The 15,962-nt window shown below is 36.5% G+C and carries 22 protein-coding genes, 10 tRNA genes, 1 rRNA gene and 1 pseudogene; 9 read left to right on the top strand and 25 right to left on the bottom strand.

Annotated features, from left to right (window positions below; all coding sequences use genetic code 11):
- The first annotated feature begins 89 nt into the window (after nt 1-89).
- Complete coding sequence (locus CVD27_RS15195) at nt 90-290, top strand: hypothetical protein (protein WP_101648745.1); 201 nt, start codon at nt 90-92, stop codon at nt 288-290.
- Nucleotides 291-347: 57 nt separating this feature from the next.
- Here the strand turns inward: CVD27_RS15195 and CVD27_RS15190 are convergent, their stop codons facing one another.
- Together CVD27_RS15190 and CVD27_RS28180 are read right to left on the bottom strand one after the other, a co-directional pair.
- Nucleotides 348-530: a Fur-regulated basic protein FbpA gene (locus CVD27_RS15190; protein ID WP_101648744.1), complete on the bottom strand. Its 183-nt coding sequence runs from the start codon at nt 528-530 to the stop codon at nt 348-350.
- 237 nt (nt 531-767) lie between these two features.
- The gene (locus CVD27_RS28180; protein ID WP_180960298.1) at nt 768-938 is read right to left on the bottom strand and encodes a hypothetical protein; all 171 of its coding nucleotides are present in this window, start codon (nt 936-938) and stop codon (nt 768-770) included.
- A gap of 285 nt (nt 939-1,223) precedes the next feature.
- Here CVD27_RS28180 and CVD27_RS15185 point away from each other — a divergent pair, with 285 nt between their 5' ends.
- Entirely contained in the window at nt 1,224-1,643 is a 420-nt protein-coding gene (locus CVD27_RS15185) for a hypothetical protein (RefSeq protein ID WP_101648743.1), read from the top strand.
- Between the two features lie 101 nt (nt 1,644-1,744).
- On the opposite strand, the gene CVD27_RS15180 is transcribed toward CVD27_RS15185, so the two are convergent.
- Entirely contained in the window at nt 1,745-2,143 is a 399-nt protein-coding gene (locus CVD27_RS15180) for a DoxX family protein (protein ID WP_101648742.1), read from the bottom strand.
- A 60-nt stretch (nt 2,144-2,203) separates the two neighbouring features.
- On the bottom strand, nt 2,204-2,587 hold the full coding sequence (locus CVD27_RS15175) for a MarR family winged helix-turn-helix transcriptional regulator (RefSeq protein WP_257984372.1): 384 nt from the start codon (nt 2,585-2,587) through the stop codon (nt 2,204-2,206).
- A 256-nt stretch (nt 2,588-2,843) separates the two neighbouring features.
- Here CVD27_RS15175 and CVD27_RS15170 point away from each other — a divergent pair, with 256 nt between their 5' ends.
- On the top strand, nt 2,844-3,179 hold the full coding sequence (locus tag CVD27_RS15170) for a YciI family protein (protein ID WP_101648741.1): 336 nt from the start codon (nt 2,844-2,846) through the stop codon (nt 3,177-3,179).
- Between the two features lie 96 nt (nt 3,180-3,275).
- Here CVD27_RS15170 and CVD27_RS15165 read toward each other — a convergent pair whose 3' ends face one another.
- The 4 genes from CVD27_RS15165 to CVD27_RS15155 form a co-directional block, all read right to left on the bottom strand.
- Nucleotides 3,276-3,746, bottom strand: coding sequence for a hypothetical protein (locus CVD27_RS15165; RefSeq protein WP_101648740.1), 471 nt, complete (start codon nt 3,744-3,746; stop codon nt 3,276-3,278).
- A gap of 189 nt (nt 3,747-3,935) precedes the next feature.
- Entirely contained in the window at nt 3,936-4,139 is a 204-nt protein-coding gene (locus CVD27_RS15160) for a hypothetical protein (protein ID WP_101648739.1), read from the bottom strand.
- Between the two features lie 39 nt (nt 4,140-4,178).
- On the bottom strand, nt 4,179-4,340 hold the full coding sequence (locus CVD27_RS28175; protein ID WP_180960297.1) for a hypothetical protein: 162 nt from the start codon (nt 4,338-4,340) through the stop codon (nt 4,179-4,181).
- On the bottom strand, nt 4,331-6,520 hold the full coding sequence (locus CVD27_RS15155; RefSeq protein WP_101648738.1) for an MMPL family transporter: 2,190 nt from the start codon (nt 6,518-6,520) through the stop codon (nt 4,331-4,333). Before CVD27_RS15155 ends, CVD27_RS28175 begins: the two co-directional genes overlap by 10 nt.
- A gap of 230 nt (nt 6,521-6,750) precedes the next feature.
- On the opposite strand from CVD27_RS15155, the gene CVD27_RS15150 reads away from it, so the two are divergent.
- Nucleotides 6,751-7,629, top strand: a complete 879-nt coding sequence (locus CVD27_RS15150) for a processed acidic surface protein (protein WP_180960296.1) — start codon at nt 6,751-6,753, stop codon at nt 7,627-7,629.
- 112 nt (nt 7,630-7,741) lie between these two features.
- Here CVD27_RS15150 and CVD27_RS28170 read toward each other — a convergent pair whose 3' ends face one another.
- Together CVD27_RS28170 and CVD27_RS15140 are read right to left on the bottom strand one after the other, a co-directional pair.
- The gene (locus tag CVD27_RS28170) at nt 7,742-8,131 is read right to left on the bottom strand and encodes a DUF5661 family protein (RefSeq protein WP_180960295.1); all 390 of its coding nucleotides are present in this window, start codon (nt 8,129-8,131) and stop codon (nt 7,742-7,744) included.
- Between the two features lie 104 nt (nt 8,132-8,235).
- Complete coding sequence (locus CVD27_RS15140) at nt 8,236-8,487, bottom strand: hypothetical protein (protein ID WP_101648736.1); 252 nt, start codon at nt 8,485-8,487, stop codon at nt 8,236-8,238.
- A gap of 540 nt (nt 8,488-9,027) precedes the next feature.
- On the opposite strand from CVD27_RS15140, the pseudogene CVD27_RS28770 reads away from it, so the two are divergent.
- From CVD27_RS28770 to trmL, 4 genes and pseudogenes are all read left to right on the top strand, one after another.
- Nucleotides 9,028-9,249 (top strand): annotated as a pseudogene (locus CVD27_RS28770) (aldo/keto reductase); the annotation flags it as partial.
- Nucleotides 9,229-9,609, top strand: coding sequence for an aldo/keto reductase (locus tag CVD27_RS28765; protein ID WP_257984376.1), 381 nt, complete (start codon nt 9,229-9,231; stop codon nt 9,607-9,609). The pseudogene CVD27_RS28770 and the gene CVD27_RS28765, both read left to right, overlap by 21 nt.
- A 64-nt stretch (nt 9,610-9,673) precedes the next feature.
- Complete coding sequence (locus tag CVD27_RS15130) at nt 9,674-10,444, top strand: hypothetical protein (protein ID WP_101648735.1); 771 nt, start codon at nt 9,674-9,676, stop codon at nt 10,442-10,444.
- 88 nt (nt 10,445-10,532) lie between these two features.
- Entirely contained in the window at nt 10,533-11,003 is a 471-nt protein-coding gene (trmL, locus tag CVD27_RS15125; RefSeq protein WP_101648734.1) for a tRNA (uridine(34)/cytosine(34)/5-carboxymethylaminomethyluridine(34)-2'-O)-methyltransferase TrmL, read from the top strand.
- A gap of 63 nt (nt 11,004-11,066) precedes the next feature.
- Here trmL and CVD27_RS28760 read toward each other — a convergent pair whose 3' ends face one another.
- From CVD27_RS28760 to CVD27_RS15110, 4 genes are all read right to left on the bottom strand, one after another.
- On the bottom strand, nt 11,067-11,192 hold the full coding sequence (locus CVD27_RS28760; protein WP_257984371.1) for a hypothetical protein: 126 nt from the start codon (nt 11,190-11,192) through the stop codon (nt 11,067-11,069).
- Nucleotides 11,189-11,647, bottom strand: a complete 459-nt coding sequence (locus CVD27_RS15120; RefSeq protein ID WP_101648781.1) for a hypothetical protein — start codon at nt 11,645-11,647, stop codon at nt 11,189-11,191. The genes CVD27_RS28760 and CVD27_RS15120 overlap by 4 nt, the downstream gene beginning before the upstream one ends.
- A 5-nt stretch (nt 11,648-11,652) precedes the next feature.
- Nucleotides 11,653-12,441, bottom strand: coding sequence for a hypothetical protein (locus tag CVD27_RS15115; protein ID WP_101648733.1), 789 nt, complete (start codon nt 12,439-12,441; stop codon nt 11,653-11,655).
- Nucleotides 12,442-12,557: 116 nt separating this feature from the next.
- On the bottom strand, nt 12,558-13,124 hold the full coding sequence (locus tag CVD27_RS15110) for a CBO0543 family protein (RefSeq protein WP_142384103.1): 567 nt from the start codon (nt 13,122-13,124) through the stop codon (nt 12,558-12,560).
- Between the two features lie 155 nt (nt 13,125-13,279).
- Here CVD27_RS15110 and CVD27_RS15105 point away from each other — a divergent pair, with 155 nt between their 5' ends.
- Nucleotides 13,280-14,236 carry a patatin-like phospholipase family protein gene (locus CVD27_RS15105; protein ID WP_101648731.1) on the top strand — a complete coding sequence of 319 codons (957 nt, stop codon included), beginning with the start codon at nt 13,280-13,282 and terminating at the stop codon, nt 14,234-14,236.
- A 139-nt stretch (nt 14,237-14,375) separates the two neighbouring features.
- On the opposite strand, the gene CVD27_RS15100 is transcribed toward CVD27_RS15105, so the two are convergent.
- From CVD27_RS15100 to rrf, 11 genes are all read right to left on the bottom strand, one after another.
- Nucleotides 14,376-14,451: transfer RNA gene (locus tag CVD27_RS15100), tRNA-His, on the bottom strand.
- Between the two features lie 16 nt (nt 14,452-14,467).
- Nucleotides 14,468-14,541: transfer RNA gene (locus CVD27_RS15095), tRNA-Trp, on the bottom strand.
- Between the two features lie 5 nt (nt 14,542-14,546).
- A tRNA-Tyr gene (locus CVD27_RS15090) sits at nt 14,547-14,631 on the bottom strand.
- Between the two features lie 11 nt (nt 14,632-14,642).
- A tRNA-Phe gene (locus CVD27_RS15085) sits at nt 14,643-14,715 on the bottom strand.
- Nucleotides 14,716-14,908: 193 nt separating this feature from the next.
- Nucleotides 14,909-14,982: transfer RNA gene (locus tag CVD27_RS15080), tRNA-Asp, on the bottom strand.
- Nucleotides 14,983-14,984: 2 nt separating this feature from the next.
- A tRNA-Met gene (locus CVD27_RS15075) sits at nt 14,985-15,058 on the bottom strand.
- A 167-nt stretch (nt 15,059-15,225) separates the two neighbouring features.
- Nucleotides 15,226-15,302 (bottom strand) — tRNA-Arg (locus CVD27_RS15070).
- Nucleotides 15,303-15,339: 37 nt separating this feature from the next.
- Nucleotides 15,340-15,415: transfer RNA gene (locus CVD27_RS15065), tRNA-Lys, on the bottom strand.
- Between the two features lie 164 nt (nt 15,416-15,579).
- Nucleotides 15,580-15,655: transfer RNA gene (locus tag CVD27_RS15060), tRNA-Val, on the bottom strand.
- Between the two features lie 39 nt (nt 15,656-15,694).
- Nucleotides 15,695-15,769 (bottom strand) — tRNA-Glu (locus CVD27_RS15055).
- Between the two features lie 43 nt (nt 15,770-15,812).
- A 5S ribosomal RNA gene (rrf, locus tag CVD27_RS15050) occupies nt 15,813-15,929 on the bottom strand.
- Nucleotides 15,930-15,962: the final 33 nt, after the last annotated feature.

The raw sequence follows: 15,962 nt of genomic DNA, 5'->3' as shown, positions 1-15,962 counted from the left end.
TATTACCCGCTTAAATTTAGTAAATTAAGTGTTTATTCCTTTTCTTATTAGGGTAAATAATATTTAATTCCTTTAAATGGGGTGATTTAATGAAAAAAGAAGAATTATTAAGTCACATCTACGACAGTAATGGGAACGTAAGGATATCGGATATTTCATCTAAAGAAGAAGCAGAGGACCTCATATTTACGGCACATCATCTAGAACAAGAAGGAAAAATCGTATTGCTTGAATATTGTTTGGAAAATGACCCCCTTGCTGTCACCTTGAAGACAAAACAAATAAAGTGATTTTCTTTTCCCACTAAAACCTTTTATTTTAGTGGGATTTTTAATACAGCTGTACTGTTATCTTTCTTTTATATTAGACACAAGGCCATTCGTGTTCATGTATATATACTCATTTTCAAGTTCACTTAAAGTCAATTCATAAAGATGTTTGTTATTTTTTTTATAAATTCCAAGTTTAATTAGCTTATTAATTAAATTTTTCTTTTTTAGCTGAACCGCATCTCGTAGTAAATTTCTCATTTTTTACACACCTCTATTTTTATAAAAAGCTAGCCACAACCATTAGGTTTAAGACACAGTATTTTATGTACCCTATAAATTTATTTTCTAAACCATTCGATCAAACCACATATGAAAAACTTCCTGGTCTTATTGAGGCCTTAAAAATAATATTAGACAGCAAAAAAACGGAGAATGAACCGATTCTCCGTTTTTTATGATCTACTATGTAATAGTAAATTTGTAACAGTAAAAACCTTATCCTGCTTTCTCTATTAAACAGTTTTTTTCCCATTTTTCATATTCTTCAAATGCCGTCCAGCTCAACCATGATACAAGGATTCGTAAATCATTTGGTCCAACATACCAGTATTCCCAACGTTTCTTTTCTGAATTCTGATAAATTCCTGTTTTGTAGACATAATACATGTGAAAACACTCCTTGTTTCATACTGTATTTTAATAATTTTCAGAAAATTAACTATTAAAATAATAATTCTCCAATAATCAAAAAATCTCCTGCTAAAGCGTTATCATTTTTTAAAATAGCAAAATATTATTAAGTGGGTTATTGCACAATTAATTTGTTTTGTGACCTTAAATCCGAACCCGATAACTTCTTGGGGCACAATTGACTTGGATCATGTATAGACGAAACCATATTGGGAAGCCTTCTAGTAATTAAGTCATATTAATGGAGGAACGTGTTTTCATATGTTTTCATTTCGAGGGGATGCTCATAAAATTTATCTCAAACTAAAAAGGGCATTAAAAAATGAACAATCATTTGAATCAGTGAAGGAAATGAATCAAATTGAACAAATTCAGGACTTTTACCTTACAATTGATAGCCCTACATTAAAAAAAATATATCTTTGCATGATAAAAGAGAAAAATGGCTCCGGAATGATTCCTCTTCTTGTTTCTTCTGGCCCATGGCTCTTGCTCCTATTTTCAGAGCAATTACACAAATTTCTGTTTAAAGAAGGAAGCTTCCTTTGGATTTTTTTTGTTTTCGCCTATATATCCATCCTGACCCTAAGTGTGATTCTTCACTTCCATGAAAAATCTTGGGCTTCCGTTCATATCGAAATTATCCAAGAAATTTTACAGGATCGAAAACAATCTATATAAAAAAGCTAACCGACCGCTATCGATTAGCTCTTCTACTTTAGAGATTCCCTTCCTTCACCTATCAAAAAACTATAATCCGAGAATCTTTAAATTGAGATATTTTAAAATAAAAATGCATCTAAAGCGTATTGACCAGGACCGATTAATGCAATCCCAATAACTGCTGCTAACAAAGTTAAGTTATATTCATATCCATTAGATGTTGCCCATAATCCATTAGCACCGTGAACTTTGATAATGGCCATTACCATCGTCCCTGCGATTAAAATGGCTGCAAGTGGTGTTAATAATCCCAGAGCAAACAAGATGCCGCCTACAAGCTCAGCCAATCCTGCAAAAAGAGCCATTGTTATACCTGGTTTCATTCCAATAGACTCAAACCAGCCTCCTGTACCTTTTAATCCATAACCACCGAACCAACCAAACAATTTTTGAGCACCGTGGCCCACAAATAATAAACCAACTACTAAACGAATGATTAATAAACCAATATTTATCATTTTAAAATCCTCCTAATTATTTTATCTCGAATCCGAGATATTGTTTTTAAAAAAATGAAGTTAAACCTTGTTCTTTACTTTTTTCAAAAGCTGCACCAAAGTTTCTGCTTCATCAGTGTTTAATGAATCAAACATCTGATGAACGACCTCATGATATTTGGGCATAATTTCGTCCATCAATCCGTTTCCATCATCGGTTAATGCAACATGTATCGCTCGGCGATCATCTCGACAGGCATTTCGGCTTAATAAACCTCTTCGTTCCAGCTTATCTAAACAATAGGTCATTGTTCCACTTGAGATTAATATACTTTTTCCAACCTGTTGAATCGTTTGTTTCCCTTTTTGGTAAAGAACCTCTAATACAGAAAACTCCGTTATATTTAATTTGTTTTTTGCCATTTCATCCTTTATTCTTTCATGAATGGCTTTAGATGTTTGCATTAATAGTAGATAGGGCAGATTATTGCATTTCCTCTCTATTTCATTCACCCCCCCAAAAACCTCGAATTAAAGTATTTTGAATCTGAGATAATAATACTACTTATAATTTTTTATGTCAATCATCTTTTAGAATTTAGATCAGTTATGGAACATAAAAGGTGGTTCATTGTATTCGAAAGGGAGTTATGGAATAATAGTCGATATCTTAGAGTTGTAACTAAGAAAAAGAACTATAAAATGATGGAGGTAAATTAGGATGTCGAACAGTACCGCAAGTAAAGCTACAGCTAAAATGCACTTTATGCTGAAGTCTACTCCGCCAAGAACAACTTTTCATCAGGATATGACAGGAGAAGAACGGGACGTTATGTTAAAACATATTGCCTATTGGACGGAGAAGCAAAACCAGGGGATTGCTCTGGTCTTTGGTCCTGTGTTAAATCCTTCAGCACCACACGGACTTGCCATCATTGAAGTTGAAAATGAAGCCCAAGTCCCAAAACTTGTGGAAGAAGACCCAGCCGTAATGGCTGGTATAATGATCACTGAATTTTATCCGATGAAAGCTGTGCTACCGAAACAACACGCTTGAGCCTGAGGAGGCGTTAGTGGAAAAAGCAGTTTGAATAGATAAAAGTAAATGGCTCAGTATCGTACTGGGCCATTACTTTGAATTTTGGCAGCTAATTCATTTGGACACGAACTTTAACTTTTCAAGCAAATACTGTATTCCATACAAGATATAAGCTTTATAATGTATATATATAAAGAATTGAAAGTAGTTTAACCGATTTAAACGAATAATTTTAAATGCCTTAAGAATAGGCATGATCCCAAAAGCAAATACTCCGTTCGCAATCGCATTAATCAATACAAATTTTTTAAAGTTTCCATATGAAAGTTTAAGAAACCACAAAGACATAGGCAGGTAAGGACCAATATCAAATGGAAGTTCATCCCTTATAAATGAACGTGGCTTATCGTAAAACTCCCACCATTTCCTTTTATGTCCATACAAATGATTCATAATTTCAAAAATAGCTATAAAAACACTTGCTAAAGAATAACGTTTGATACTACGCTTACCTATAAATAATAACGATAACCAAGGTAACAGTATTAAAAATATATTAAAAACTTTGTGCCTTTTTGAAGTCATATGTAAATGCCACCTCAGCAGAATTATTTCATTCCTTTTTAATGTATCCAATGATAGTAAAAAATCTCTTATTAAAGTAGACACTTTTCAAAAAACCTTAACATATCAATTTGGTTAAATACCTCCGAAAAAAGATCTTTGTTATTTCCATGAGCTTATGAATAGGGCAAAAAAAAGACACAGTCTATTTTATAATAGTTCTGATGTCTCGAATAAAATTTCTCCTGAAGGTAACCCCTTTTCATCAATAATTATATGTTTATACAGTTTCCGTACTAAGCTTTTCATTTCCTCAGCAGAATACGCTATGATGACGGCCTGTTCTTCCTGATTATTCCCAATGATTATTACATTGTACCTCTTTCTTCTTCTCTCGATTTGTAAATATTCCATTTATTATCACTCTCGCCTTGATGAAAATTACAATTTTATTTACCCAGTCGCAAGACTTTTAAACAAAAAGAATTTAGCAAAATCCGTTGTTGCGCCACCATTATTAACATAAGCTTTTATCGAATAATCCCCATTTGGGGGAAAAAGACCGCTGCCGCGATCTATATCTTTATTATTTATTTCCCTTCCATTTAGAGCCATTTTGGAGCCCACCAATTCGCACGACCTAGTAACTTCATTAAGGCAGGTACTACGATAATACGAATAAATGTTGCATCAATGAAAATGGCACAAAATAACCCTACACCCAATGCTTTCGTTATTTCAATGTCCGTAAAAATAAACGATCCAACTACAACGATTAATATCAAAGCGGCACTGCTGATTAGAGTGCCCGTTTTCTGTAATCCAATTGCAGTACTTTTATTGTTATCACCTGTCCTGTCAAATTCCTCTTTAATTCTTGAAATTAGAAAAACTTCATAATCCATCGAAATGCCAAACACGATGCAAAAGATTGTCACTGGCATAATGATACTAACATACCCAGTTGAGGTAATTCTCAATGTGTCCGCAAGCCACCCATCCTGGAAAACAATCACCACAATACCGAGGCTTGCCCCGAGACTCATTACATTCATCAAGACAGCTTTAAGAGGGATAAGAATCGACTTAAATGCTAATAGGAGAACAAGATATGTAACTGTCATTATGAAGAGCATTAATAAGGGCAGCCCCGAAAAAATCCGATCAAGCATATCCACACGCATAGCCGTTTGCCCAGTTATTAATGTGTTGAGATTATCTGTTTGCACCTTTCTCAGCCTTGTTACTAGCTCAGAAGCTCTGGCGGACTCGGGATCAGAATGCGGTACCACTGTAAGTAGTACATACCTCCCCCGCGCTAACTTCTTCTTTTCCATTTGATCCATTGTCCTTGTTGATCTAAGGATCAAAGCTGTTTCCTTTGATGTTTTTTGACCAAGGATATCTATATAACTCCGAACATCCTTTACTCCGGCAATATGCCGAATCTTTTTTTCATACGATTGAATGGTTTGGATAGCAGATTCTTCCGTGAAATTCTTCTGTGACTTCACAACAATTAGGATTGGACTTGATTCTCTGCTGTCATAATACTTTTTTAATAATTCGGCCCCCATTCTTGATTCATATGTGGGCGGGAGTACTTCTGCCGTAGGTACACCTAATTTCATACCAGCGATAGGTACCATAAGTAATATTAATAGAGTACTTATCAGAATGGCTAAGAAAGCCGGCCTTTTCATTACCGCATTTGCAATCCGCTCCCAGATGGTGGAGTTTGCCATTCTCTTTTGAATTCCGGGAAAAACTTTGAGGGAATTAATTTTGTGTCCAAAAATCCCCAAAAGTGCAGGCAGGAGCGTGCAAGAAAGTGTCATTGCTGAGAAAACGACCAGGACCCCTCCTAAACATAGTGAATAAATAATAGGCAATTTAATAAATAACATCCCAAACATTCCAATTAGCACAGCAAAACCTGAAAAATAGACGGACTGTCCGGCCGTTGCTGCCGCCATTGCCACAGCTTCTTCCACTGAACTCTGATGCCTCAATTCTTCTCGAAAGCGGCTGACAAAAAACAATGCATAATCCACTCCGATTGCCAGCCCCAGCATCATCACGATATTCGGTAAAAAGTTGGAAATCGAATAATAACCAGTAATAAAGTATGTAATACCGAGTGTTAGAGAAACGCTGACAATACCAATAACAAGAGGCAAAAGGGCTGCCCATACGGTCCCGAAAATAAACAAAAGGACGCTCAACGCAATTGGCAGACCAATCATTTCTGACTTTGCAAGATCGTGTTTGGTAGCTTTTTGTACATCATAGAGCGTGGCTGTACTTCCATCAATAAAAATATCCATTTCTCTAGGCTTTGGGATTAGTTTCCTCATCTCTGGAAACCGATCAAGTGCCTCTGGTCCATTCAGTTTTAACTTAACGATGACGGACTGAATACCCTTGTCCTTCTTTAGTCGAGCATTCTGATTTATATTTATACTCTCTACATAATTCTTCTTTTTCAGTGCATTTAATGAATTCAAAATGGTCTTTATTTCATCTTCACTCGTTAAATCCAAATGACGGCTCGTATAAACAATCGTTAACGTCGAAGGGGCAGTTCCAATTTCCATTTTCATTTGGTTTAAACCGCGATCAGATTCACTGCCTGTAGGATTAAATCCGCTGTCCTTTAACTGTTCAGGTAGTTTTTCTGCGAAAAAAGCCGAGAAGACAAACAGAGATATCCACAAAAGTGTAACTAACCAACGGTATCGATACATCGTTCGACCCCAGTGCCAGAACATTCCCTTACTTCCTGTCTCACGCATGTGGACCCCCCTTTTTAGTATTTTTTCAGCAACTTATCATTAGCTTTTGTCAATTTATCCTTTCTATGTTCAAAAAATCATTACATCTATTCGAACCATATAGGATTAGCGTTTTAGTTGGGAGGGCAATTATTTTTAAGATCATAACCGGTTTAGGAAATTTTTTTCATTCGTAACAGGAACTCAAAATGGAGAAATTAATTATGCACCAAATAAAAAGGGGGTTTCCGATGGTCAAGATAAAAGTTATACTCCTATGCTTGCTTACAATTCCAATCCTGATGAATGTTTCTTCTGCTGATGCAGCCCCGCCAGAAAATGAATTAAACCAATATTTGGCGGAAATAGGATGGACTAGACAGGATTTACAGGATTATCTTGATTACTATGAAATTCCATTAGATGACTATAATACAGTGGAAGATCTAAAAGAAGTCATGGGTACCCCTATTAACTCAAAAAATTTTCAGGAGTTACTAACCAAATATGGTCTGACAGAGAAAGAATTTAATGACCTAATGGATCATTTTGGCGATAACAAGAGTGAATATAAATTTATTGAGGATTTGGATGCAGCGGTTGATTTTTACGTTAACAATGATGAATATATGGCAGAAGTTGAAAGTGGATTAGGGGAATTTGGCATAACAGAAGAAGAAGCTGAGAGATTTTTCAATTATTTAGCAGAGGTTGAAGAAAAAAATAAAAACCAGCTTGACCAAATCATGACAAACGATACACTTTGGGAAAAATTCGCGAATGTAGAAGATCCTTCTCAATTAAGCGATGCAGACTTGGATGAAGTGGCTAGAATATTAGAGCAAACCATAGCACTGTATGAAGTTAAAATGAGCTTTAAGGTTAACGGCCAAGCTGTAACATTAAAGGATTTATTAAAAATGGAAGAACCTCCGGCAGGTAATCTGTCTGGAAGTATCTACAGTAGTACTTCAGGAGAACTTCTAATCGATTTTAATATCCCTAAAGAGTATTTTGAATCACTTGAAGCTGTTGTTGAAGGTGAAGACATGCTTCATTTAGGCGAGATATCGGATGATTATGTCGATCATATGCATGAAGAGAAATATGAAGATGTCCAATTAAAATAAACCAATTGGTCATTTCCCATAATAGGCCCTTCTCACTTGAGAAGGGCCTATTTATAAACGTAAAAACATTACTTGAATAAGACTATTCTTATCATTCAGGCATTCTATTAAATCATTTGTTCCAATAGGCTTTTGCTTCTTCCTCAAGCACCTTTAATCTTTTGTAGTAATCAGGAAACTCATTAAGATGAGCGAGGGCAATTTTCCCCGTTATAATAGGATCATCACCAGTTACATTGGTTTGGCTGGATATTTTTCCATGTTCAAGCTCTGTATTTACTCCCATCCAAAACTCATCTAAATTAAATTTACTTTTATTAAAATCAATCCCTAAAAGTAAAGCGATTGCTGCGGCTTCCTCTTTAGAATAAGATTTAACCCAATTGGCAGAACGATCATTCCTATACCTATTTGGACTTCCGGTGGTTGGATATGGATATGGAGTACCATAGTTATAACCGTTAATGAAGTGGTTTAAATACGGATGATTAAAGTAGGACAAAACACATCTCTCCTAAAAAGGTAGTTATCACACTATACGTTAGTTACCTATTTATGAGCATGTCTTCTAGAAGTTAATGAATCTGTTCGGTGAATAGTCCACCATTACCAAAAAATATCGTCCATTGGTGGAATAGGTTTGTTCGCTATTTCCCTTACTTCTTCTGTTATGTCTTCTGCTCCGTTCACAATGACCATCTCAATGAACGTTTTACGATACCCGGTTTCTCGTTTTATACTTTGTATGTACTGGTGGGCAACGCTTGAAATTTCTCCTTTATGCCTTGCTGAAAAGCGCCCTCTAGAAGCTATCCCTGTTCCTTCAATAATTAGATGCACTTCTAGGTTAAACTGCATAAAATTATCACCTTCTTAATTATTGTTTTATATTTATTATAGAACATATGTTTGTTTTTTAGTATACAAAAAAGACTGAAGTATTCTCTAACGGATTCTGTTTATATCGCAAAACGTCAATTTGTACAGGAAAATGCAAACCAAAATGTAATCCTTTTTGCCTTATAAAATGTAGGACAATTTCTAATTCTTCGGAATGCGAATACGAAGTTTGCAAACCATTTCCGCCTTCTCCGTATCGATTTCGTGTAGATATGAGCATTCATAGGCGGAGAATTTCCTGCTAATGCGTATAGGGAAGCTTAAGAAGCGGATATAAGAGGATATATTCCGATTAACTGCTTTAAATAAGACAAAATCCAAAGATTTGGACAATATAATCGGAAAAGCTCCCCTTATTTTTAAGGAAATATGCGTATTTCCCAATTTAGCCGGAATTTTACCGTTTATTTTTTATACACAGTGAACTCAAACATTCAGTTATAACAGTGCCTAACCTAACCTCAAATTGGTGAAGCACTTTAGGGCCACAAAAGAGACAAGGCTTTTCTATCAGTCAAGTTTGGGGCATTAGTTTCACCTAATGGAGCAATGTATGGTCTGGATGTCAGACCACATCATATAAAGAATTACCTCACATACTCACTTAAAAGGTTGGGTGTAGACTATATTGACCTTTATATGCCAGCAAGAATTGACTTAGCCATTCCAGTTGAGGAGACGATTGGAGCGATTTCCGATATGGTTAAAGCTGGTTACGTCAAACAGATCTCAAAAGACAAATTGGATCACAGCAACAGTCATATTCCATTGTTTTCCCAAGATAATATAGGCAAAAATCTTTCTCTCGTCGAATCCCTGCGTGAAATAGCTGCAGAAAAGCAAATCACTTTAGCCCAGCTTGCCGTTGGGTGGATTTTAACCAAAGGGGAGGATATTATTCCGTTAATTGGTGCGAGACGAGTATCTCAGCTTCAAGAATCATTAATATCTCTAGATGTGAATCTAAGTGTAAGTAATGTTAAGAGAATTGAACAAGCTATTCCAGAAAAGGAAATAGCCGGTGGAAGTTTTCCTAATATGAAATTCAGAAATGGTGTCGTTAGTAAGGAGAGTCTGTAAAAATTTATGTCCTCATAAAAATAAGTTATAATAATAATAAAATATTTTTTGAGGTGAAAAGGCATTGGATTCTTATTCAAATACAGACCAAGAAGTACAAAAAGTTGATGCTGAAGAATTTAAAGATAGAGACTACCCTACTAGATATAAAGAAGAAAAGGAACCAGAAGAACGAGGATATAAACAATGGATTATGGGAAGGAAAAAGAAAAAAGTAGATAAAGAGGGCGAAGCGGAAGTCTTTTCGCCATCCAAATCCAGGTCCAAATCGTCAAATAAGAAAAAGAAAGGGAACATGATCCCATTAAAACTAGTCTTTAAGCTATTAGTAGTAGCAGTAGTTTGTTACAACTTCTATTTCATTTGGAACTTTATGAATGATCCTATTGGCAATTTTACGTTTTACCATACCTTATCTGTCCTTGGAATATGTGCAGGTATTAATTTTATTGCTGCTTGGATCCTATTTTATAAAAGTTCGTTTATGAGATTTTATCTTTCCTTAGTTGCCATTTTAGGATCGTTTGGGTATTACTTCTACGTAAATTACACGAATCACTCCTTTATGGGGAATAATCTCAAGACATCGGTGCTTGTTATCATATCAGTTTTGATGATCATTAGTCCTAAAGTAAATTATTATCTAAAAAGCATCGTACTTCTGTTGATACCTACTATAGGAATATATTTAAATAGTAATAAATTCGCACTTGTATGGGCTTTAATGTTGAGTGCGGGATTTATATTATTATTTAGAGTGTCTAAATCAAGAGCAAAATCAAAAGCAAAGAAAAAGGAAGATCGAGAAAGAAGAAAACAAAAGCAATCAGCTTAATTATCGCAGTATATTGATTGTATGAAAATAAACCTAAAATCTGTATGCTATAATTTGGAGGGTAAAATAAAGATAGAGGTGATCTTTCTTGGCAATACATGTTGTACTATATCAACCAGAAATCCCTGCTAATACAGCAAATATTGCACGTACTTGTGCCGCAACGGGAACAGCCTTGCATTTAATCCGGCCACTCGGCTTTTCAACAGATGAAAAGATGATAAAACAAGCTGGTTTAGATTTCTGGCAGCATGTAAACATAACGTATTATGACTCATTAGACGAATTTTTCGCCAAAAATCAAGGTGAGTTTTACTATATTGAGACGTTTGGTGAAAAACCACATTCATCCTTTGATTTCAGTGATGAATCAAAGGAACATTATTTTATGTTTGGAAAAGAAACAACTGGTTTACCAAAGGATTTACTTAAAAAAAATGAAGATCACTTTTTGAGAATACCAATGAATGATAATATTCGATCACTCAATCTTTCGAATACTGCTGCTATTTTGGTATATGAAGCTCTGCGCCAGCAAGGATTTCCCAATTTAAAATAAAACATCTTCCAAACATACTATATAGACCCCGTTAGGGTTGATAGTAAAAGCCTGTATCTTTAATTACCAAGTAATTGTTGATACAGGCTCTTTTTTTACTTTTCCACCCGAAAGTTTAAGCACAAACCATTCAATCTTTAGTTTTATTAAGAAATGTATGTAGTGTTCAACAAATTTTCCTTCAATCATTTTACTTTAGCTACTCCTAGTGCAAAATGGCTCCAAAGTATATCTTCTACTAATTCAGCTTTTAATTCTTCACAATCAATAATTAAGATGACCTCAGAATGTTTTCCTCTTAAAACTCTTTTCTTTTTCTTTATAACCAATTCCATAAAAAGCCGAATAGCAAATCCAAGAACAAATCCAACAAATGCACCTATCAGTCCCCAATAAATTGGTCCCAGAGCTAACTTAAACCCAATACTAGCTCCAATAACTGAAAAGGCAGTGGCAAGACCCATTCCAATATCAATCAGGCTTGTTCCGTCTGAGCGATGAAGGGTATCTAAAATTTTACGTTCTTCTGCTCTATTATCCAGAGGGACAGCAAATATACTATCTTTTTTAATCCCCTTTTTCTCTAATGTTGAAATGGCCATTTCTAAAAATCCAGTGGTTTCAAATGTTGAAAATAGCTGCACATCTATCACTTCACTTTTTGTCCTTTTAGTATTTGGAAACTCTTCGATTGATAATTCTTGGTTAAATGATTCCTTAAGTCTTTTTCGAAAAGTTTATTATTCTCAATCGTATTAATATATGAATCATAAACTGCAAACCCATAGTGTGAAGGGATAAAAAGAAGCCATGCTGGCTTTATAACCGAAGTCGCTTCCTTTACTTTTCCTAAAAATAAAAGTACAACAGCTTCTTGAACATGAGAATAATAATAAAATACCACTAACCATATGATGACAAAGAAAGCAGTTAAAATCCTATGTATATAAAGCTGCCCTAGCCCAGGGATAAACAACGACCACATAACGGAAAGAAAGGGATTTCGCTTATCTAAGTAGTTTATCTCTAATGCTCCTAATGAAAATGAATTAAACTGGTGTTCCTCTCGCTCGGCTAAAAGATAGACCTTATTCAAATCTACTGTTGTCCGGTAACTATCCCAAATACCGAAAATGTAAACAGGGATATACATAAGAAGCCATCTTGTGTCTAATACCTCTTTTGCCATGTCAATATTCCCCTGAAAGGAATAAATCATAGAAGAATTAACATGTGCTTTAACATTAACAACAACTTCCCAAATAAATAATACATATCCTCTAAGATATTTAGATAATAGCATATGCCCGAATCCAGGAAACGCAGCAGACCACCATGCAATGATATAAGGATTTTTTAAATGCAATTGGGTTGTTCCATAAATACTAACATGGGCTTTATACCGTCTGGCAGTATTATCATTTGTATAGTTGTTCATTTAAACCACCTTTAGGAACAATTTATAATATATTTCCTAATGTGGGATCAATTTATACCTGTCTTTATTATGCTAGCCTTCCCGTAAGTTGAATAAGAAAAAGGCTGTCGCCAGCCTCACTTTCTTGAACTCAAGCACCCAATAAAGTTACTTTTTTCATGTTCCGGTAAGGGAACATGAAAGTAAATTATATAAAATGCCGTCATTAAAAAAGAAACAATCCAAGCGGGAATGGGTTTGACGTCATTAAAGCGAATCATCGGATACATAGTAAGGTCAAATGCCATTGACCACCAGTAATTCCACCCATTATGATAGGTGACTCTCTCAATTAAAAACATCACTGTTTCGATAATTACTGATAATCCTCCCCATCCAGCCAAATATAAAATTTGTTTTATCCACGGTTTTGGGTAGTGGGACAAAAATAGAATGACAGAACATGGAAAAATCACAAATGTGATAATTAAAAAAGAAAAGGTTTGGTTTAATAAAAAAACGTCATCCTCTAATTTCCAAAGAAAATAATCCCCTTCAACAAAAAATCTATATAACAATTGCAAAACAACAGAATATAAAATTGTCGGGTAGTATTGTTTCCAGTTTTTTATATTCCCCCAACGCCAACATGCAAATATAAAAACTCCAGCCAAAATAATACGCAATATTAACACCCAATTCATGAATAATCCTAACTATATTCTTTCTGTTTTATGAGTATTTATGCGAAATGAATCTTTTAGCTTTTTCAAAAGAGATATCTTTGTCCATACAAATGATACGAGACAAACATATACTGAATGATACCTTTGATTATAATAGAGAGGAGAAATCAGCTTTGGCAAGATATCGGATCATCTCCTTTGATGGCGGCGGTACATTAGGTGCATTAAGTTTACAACTTTTGAACAGATTGGCTCGACAAAAACCACAATTAATTCGTCAAACCAATGTTTTCGCGGGGAATTCAATCGGTTCATTCACTGCCCTTGCGTTAGCAAGTGGAAGGTCACCGAAGGAGACACTTCAGTATTTTAGGGATAAAATCCTACCGGCCTACAGCGTCTCCCGGCCAGGTGGACCTGTTTTTAATCAACAATTACCATATTCCGGTTTTATCGAAGCGGTAGAATCATTTTTTCCACCAGATCTTCGTCTCAAAAACTTAAAAAAACGAATTGTTGTCCCTTCATTTCAATTATTCTCACCGGAGCTGAATCGTTGGACTCCTGTGTTATTCCACAACTATCCTGGCTCTCCCTATTTAAATGAAAAAGTAAGTGATGTGATACTACGGAGCAGTGCTGCTCCCGCTACGCAACGAGCCTATCAAAATTACGTGGATGGGTTTGTCATAACCACTAACCCTAGTACAGCTAGTATCTCGTTTGCAGTGGATAAAGCCAAACAGCCGTTAGATCAAATTGCGGTCTTATCCATTGGAACAGGTGAAGCCCCGCTTCAGTTAAGAAGAGATACGAAAGGGTGGGGGATGGTGAGTGCAGATAACATACGCCCCGAAAATCTGAACAACCTCCCTCCAAATTGGGGAGTCCTTTTCGACCGATCTCCCAATGAACCCTTACTACCATTTCTTCAGCTTGTCAGTAATGGAACTAGTTACTATGAATCCATGGTCAGTTCTCAACTTTTAGGAGATCGTTTTTTTCGGTTAAATCCACGAATCCCTAACTTCTCCAAAACAGATCCTTCCGTGTATCCCGCTCTGATTGAAATTGCTAACAATACCAATTTATTACCTGCTATTCAATTCATTGGGGAAAATTGGAACTAACATACAAATCAGATTCATTTTTGGCTTTAAAATAAGATTATGAAAATAATAGCTAAATTAGGGATGGCTATGTTAAAAAAGTACAAAAAAAAAACGCTTTATAAGCGTTTTTATACCTTTTAATAATTTATAAAATAAATGGGGCGGCTGATGGGAATCGAACCCACGAATGTCGGAACCACAATCCGATGCGTTAACCACTTCGCCACAGCCGCCATTATAAAAATGATTTGGCAGGGGTAGTAGGAATTGAACCCACACCAAAGGTTTTGGAGACCTTCGTTCTACCTTTAAACTATACCCCTATACATGGTGGAGGGGGACGGATTCGAACCGCCGAACCCTGAGGGAGCGGATTTACAGTCCGCCGCGTTTAGCCACTTCGCTACCCCTCCATATAAAAAGGTGGCTCAGGACGGAATCGAACCGCCGACACAAGGATTTTCAGTCCTTTGCTCTACCGACTGAGCTACTGAGCCATATAAAAATGAGTTCCTACAACTAATTTCAGGTAAGTCCTTCGTCTCCATCTCAGAAAGCTTATTCAAGAAGCAGTTCGATGGATACGCTGATGTTAATTCCCTGCAGCTTATTCATCGTGCTCTACCGACTGAGCTACTGAGCCACACAAAATCTATATCCCCAGTAGTTATCCTACTGGGGATAAAGGTACGGTCTGGACGGGACTCGAACCCGCGACCTCCTGCGTGACAGGCAGGCATTCTAACCAACTGAACTACCAGACCAATTGCGGGGACAGGATTTGAACCTGCGACCTTCGGGTTATGAGCCCGACGAGCTACCGGACTGCTCCACCCCGCGATAATAAAAATGATAAAGTTTGGAGTATGCTCCATGTTTTGTTACTGACTGTCCCCATCTCAGTATGCCTATTCAAGCAGCTGCTCGATGGTTACAACTCGCAGATTAGTCATTGAAGCAACGCTCGTTGCTCCACCCCGCGATAATAAAAATTATAATAAATTTTATGGCGCGCCCGAAAGGAGTCGAACCCATAACCTTCTGATCCGTAGTCAGACGCTCTATCCAATTGAGCTACGGGCGCATGAAATTAAATGTTATTTTGCTATCACAAAAAACTTTGGTGAGCCATGAAGGACTTGAACCTTCGACCCTCTGATTAAAAGTCAGATGCTCTACCGACTGAGCTAATGGCTCGTATGAATGTAATTTCCTAAACTTTGATTTTCGCCGGATGCCCACACCTCAGAAAGCTTATTCAAGCAGCAGCTCGGCGTGTGCCCTGATGCTCTTTCAATGAAGCTTATTCGATCGTGCTCTACCGACTGAGCTAATGGTTCAAAAAAAGAAAAAAAAATAAATGGTGGAGGATGACGGGATCGAACCGCCGACCCTCTGCTTGTAAGGCAGATGCTCTCCCAGCTGAGCTAATCCTCCAAAATAATGAAAGTTATTTTCGTTATCACGAAAAAACATTGGTGACCCCTACGGGATTCGAACCCGTGTTACCGCCGTGAAAGGGCGGTGTCTTAACCGCTTGACCAAGGGGCCTAACCTGTATTTTTGACAAAAATAATAGCCCCTACTGGGGCTGGCCTGGCAACGTCCTACTCTCACAGGGGCGCTTGCCCCAACTACCATCGGCGCTGAGAAGCTTAACTTCCGTGTTCGGTATGGGAACGGGTGTGACCTTCTCGCCATAATTGCCAGACTTATTAAATTAGAGAGTTCGTTCTCTCAAAAC

The organism is Neobacillus cucumis (genome assembly GCF_002860255.1).
Taxonomy (GTDB): domain Bacteria; phylum Bacillota; class Bacilli; order Bacillales; family Cytobacillaceae; genus Neobacillus; species Neobacillus cucumis_A.
This window is presented reverse-complemented; position numbering and strand designations above follow the sequence as displayed.

Excerpts from the sequence above, each read along its gene's own strand:
- CVD27_RS15195 (WP_101648745.1), top strand. The coding sequence starts at position 90 with ATGAAAAAAGAAGAATTATTAAGTCACATCTACGACAGTAATGGGAAC.
- CVD27_RS15190 (WP_101648744.1), bottom strand. The coding sequence starts at position 530 with ATGAGAAATTTACTACGAGATGCGGTTCAGCTAAAAAAGAAAAATTTA.
- CVD27_RS28180 (WP_180960298.1), bottom strand. The coding sequence starts at position 938 with ATGTATTATGTCTACAAAACAGGAATTTATCAGAATTCAGAAAAGAAA.
- CVD27_RS15185 (WP_101648743.1), top strand. The coding sequence starts at position 1,224 with ATGTTTTCATTTCGAGGGGATGCTCATAAAATTTATCTCAAACTAAAA.
- CVD27_RS15180 (WP_101648742.1), bottom strand. The coding sequence starts at position 2,143 with ATGATAAATATTGGTTTATTAATCATTCGTTTAGTAGTTGGTTTATTA.
- CVD27_RS15175 (WP_257984372.1), bottom strand. The coding sequence starts at position 2,587 with ATGCAAACATCTAAAGCCATTCATGAAAGAATAAAGGATGAAATGGCA.
- CVD27_RS15170 (WP_101648741.1), top strand. The coding sequence starts at position 2,844 with ATGTCGAACAGTACCGCAAGTAAAGCTACAGCTAAAATGCACTTTATG.
- CVD27_RS15165 (WP_101648740.1), bottom strand. The coding sequence starts at position 3,746 with ATGACTTCAAAAAGGCACAAAGTTTTTAATATATTTTTAATACTGTTA.
- CVD27_RS15160 (WP_101648739.1), bottom strand. The coding sequence starts at position 4,139 with ATGGAATATTTACAAATCGAGAGAAGAAGAAAGAGGTACAATGTAATA.
- CVD27_RS28175 (WP_180960297.1), bottom strand. The coding sequence starts at position 4,340 with ATGGCTCTAAATGGAAGGGAAATAAATAATAAAGATATAGATCGCGGC.
- CVD27_RS15155 (WP_101648738.1), bottom strand. The coding sequence starts at position 6,520 with ATGCGTGAGACAGGAAGTAAGGGAATGTTCTGGCACTGGGGTCGAACG.
- CVD27_RS15150 (WP_180960296.1), top strand. The coding sequence starts at position 6,751 with ATGGTCAAGATAAAAGTTATACTCCTATGCTTGCTTACAATTCCAATC.
- CVD27_RS15140 (WP_101648736.1), bottom strand. The coding sequence starts at position 8,487 with ATGCAGTTTAACCTAGAAGTGCATCTAATTATTGAAGGAACAGGGATA.
- CVD27_RS28765 (WP_257984376.1), top strand. The coding sequence starts at position 9,229 with ATGGTTAAAGCTGGTTACGTCAAACAGATCTCAAAAGACAAATTGGAT.
- CVD27_RS28760 (WP_257984371.1), bottom strand. The coding sequence starts at position 11,192 with ATGATTGAAGGAAAATTTGTTGAACACTACATACATTTCTTAATAAAA.
- CVD27_RS15115 (WP_101648733.1), bottom strand. The coding sequence starts at position 12,441 with ATGAACAACTATACAAATGATAATACTGCCAGACGGTATAAAGCCCAT.
- CVD27_RS15110 (WP_142384103.1), bottom strand. The coding sequence starts at position 13,124 with ATGAATTGGGTGTTAATATTGCGTATTATTTTGGCTGGAGTTTTTATA.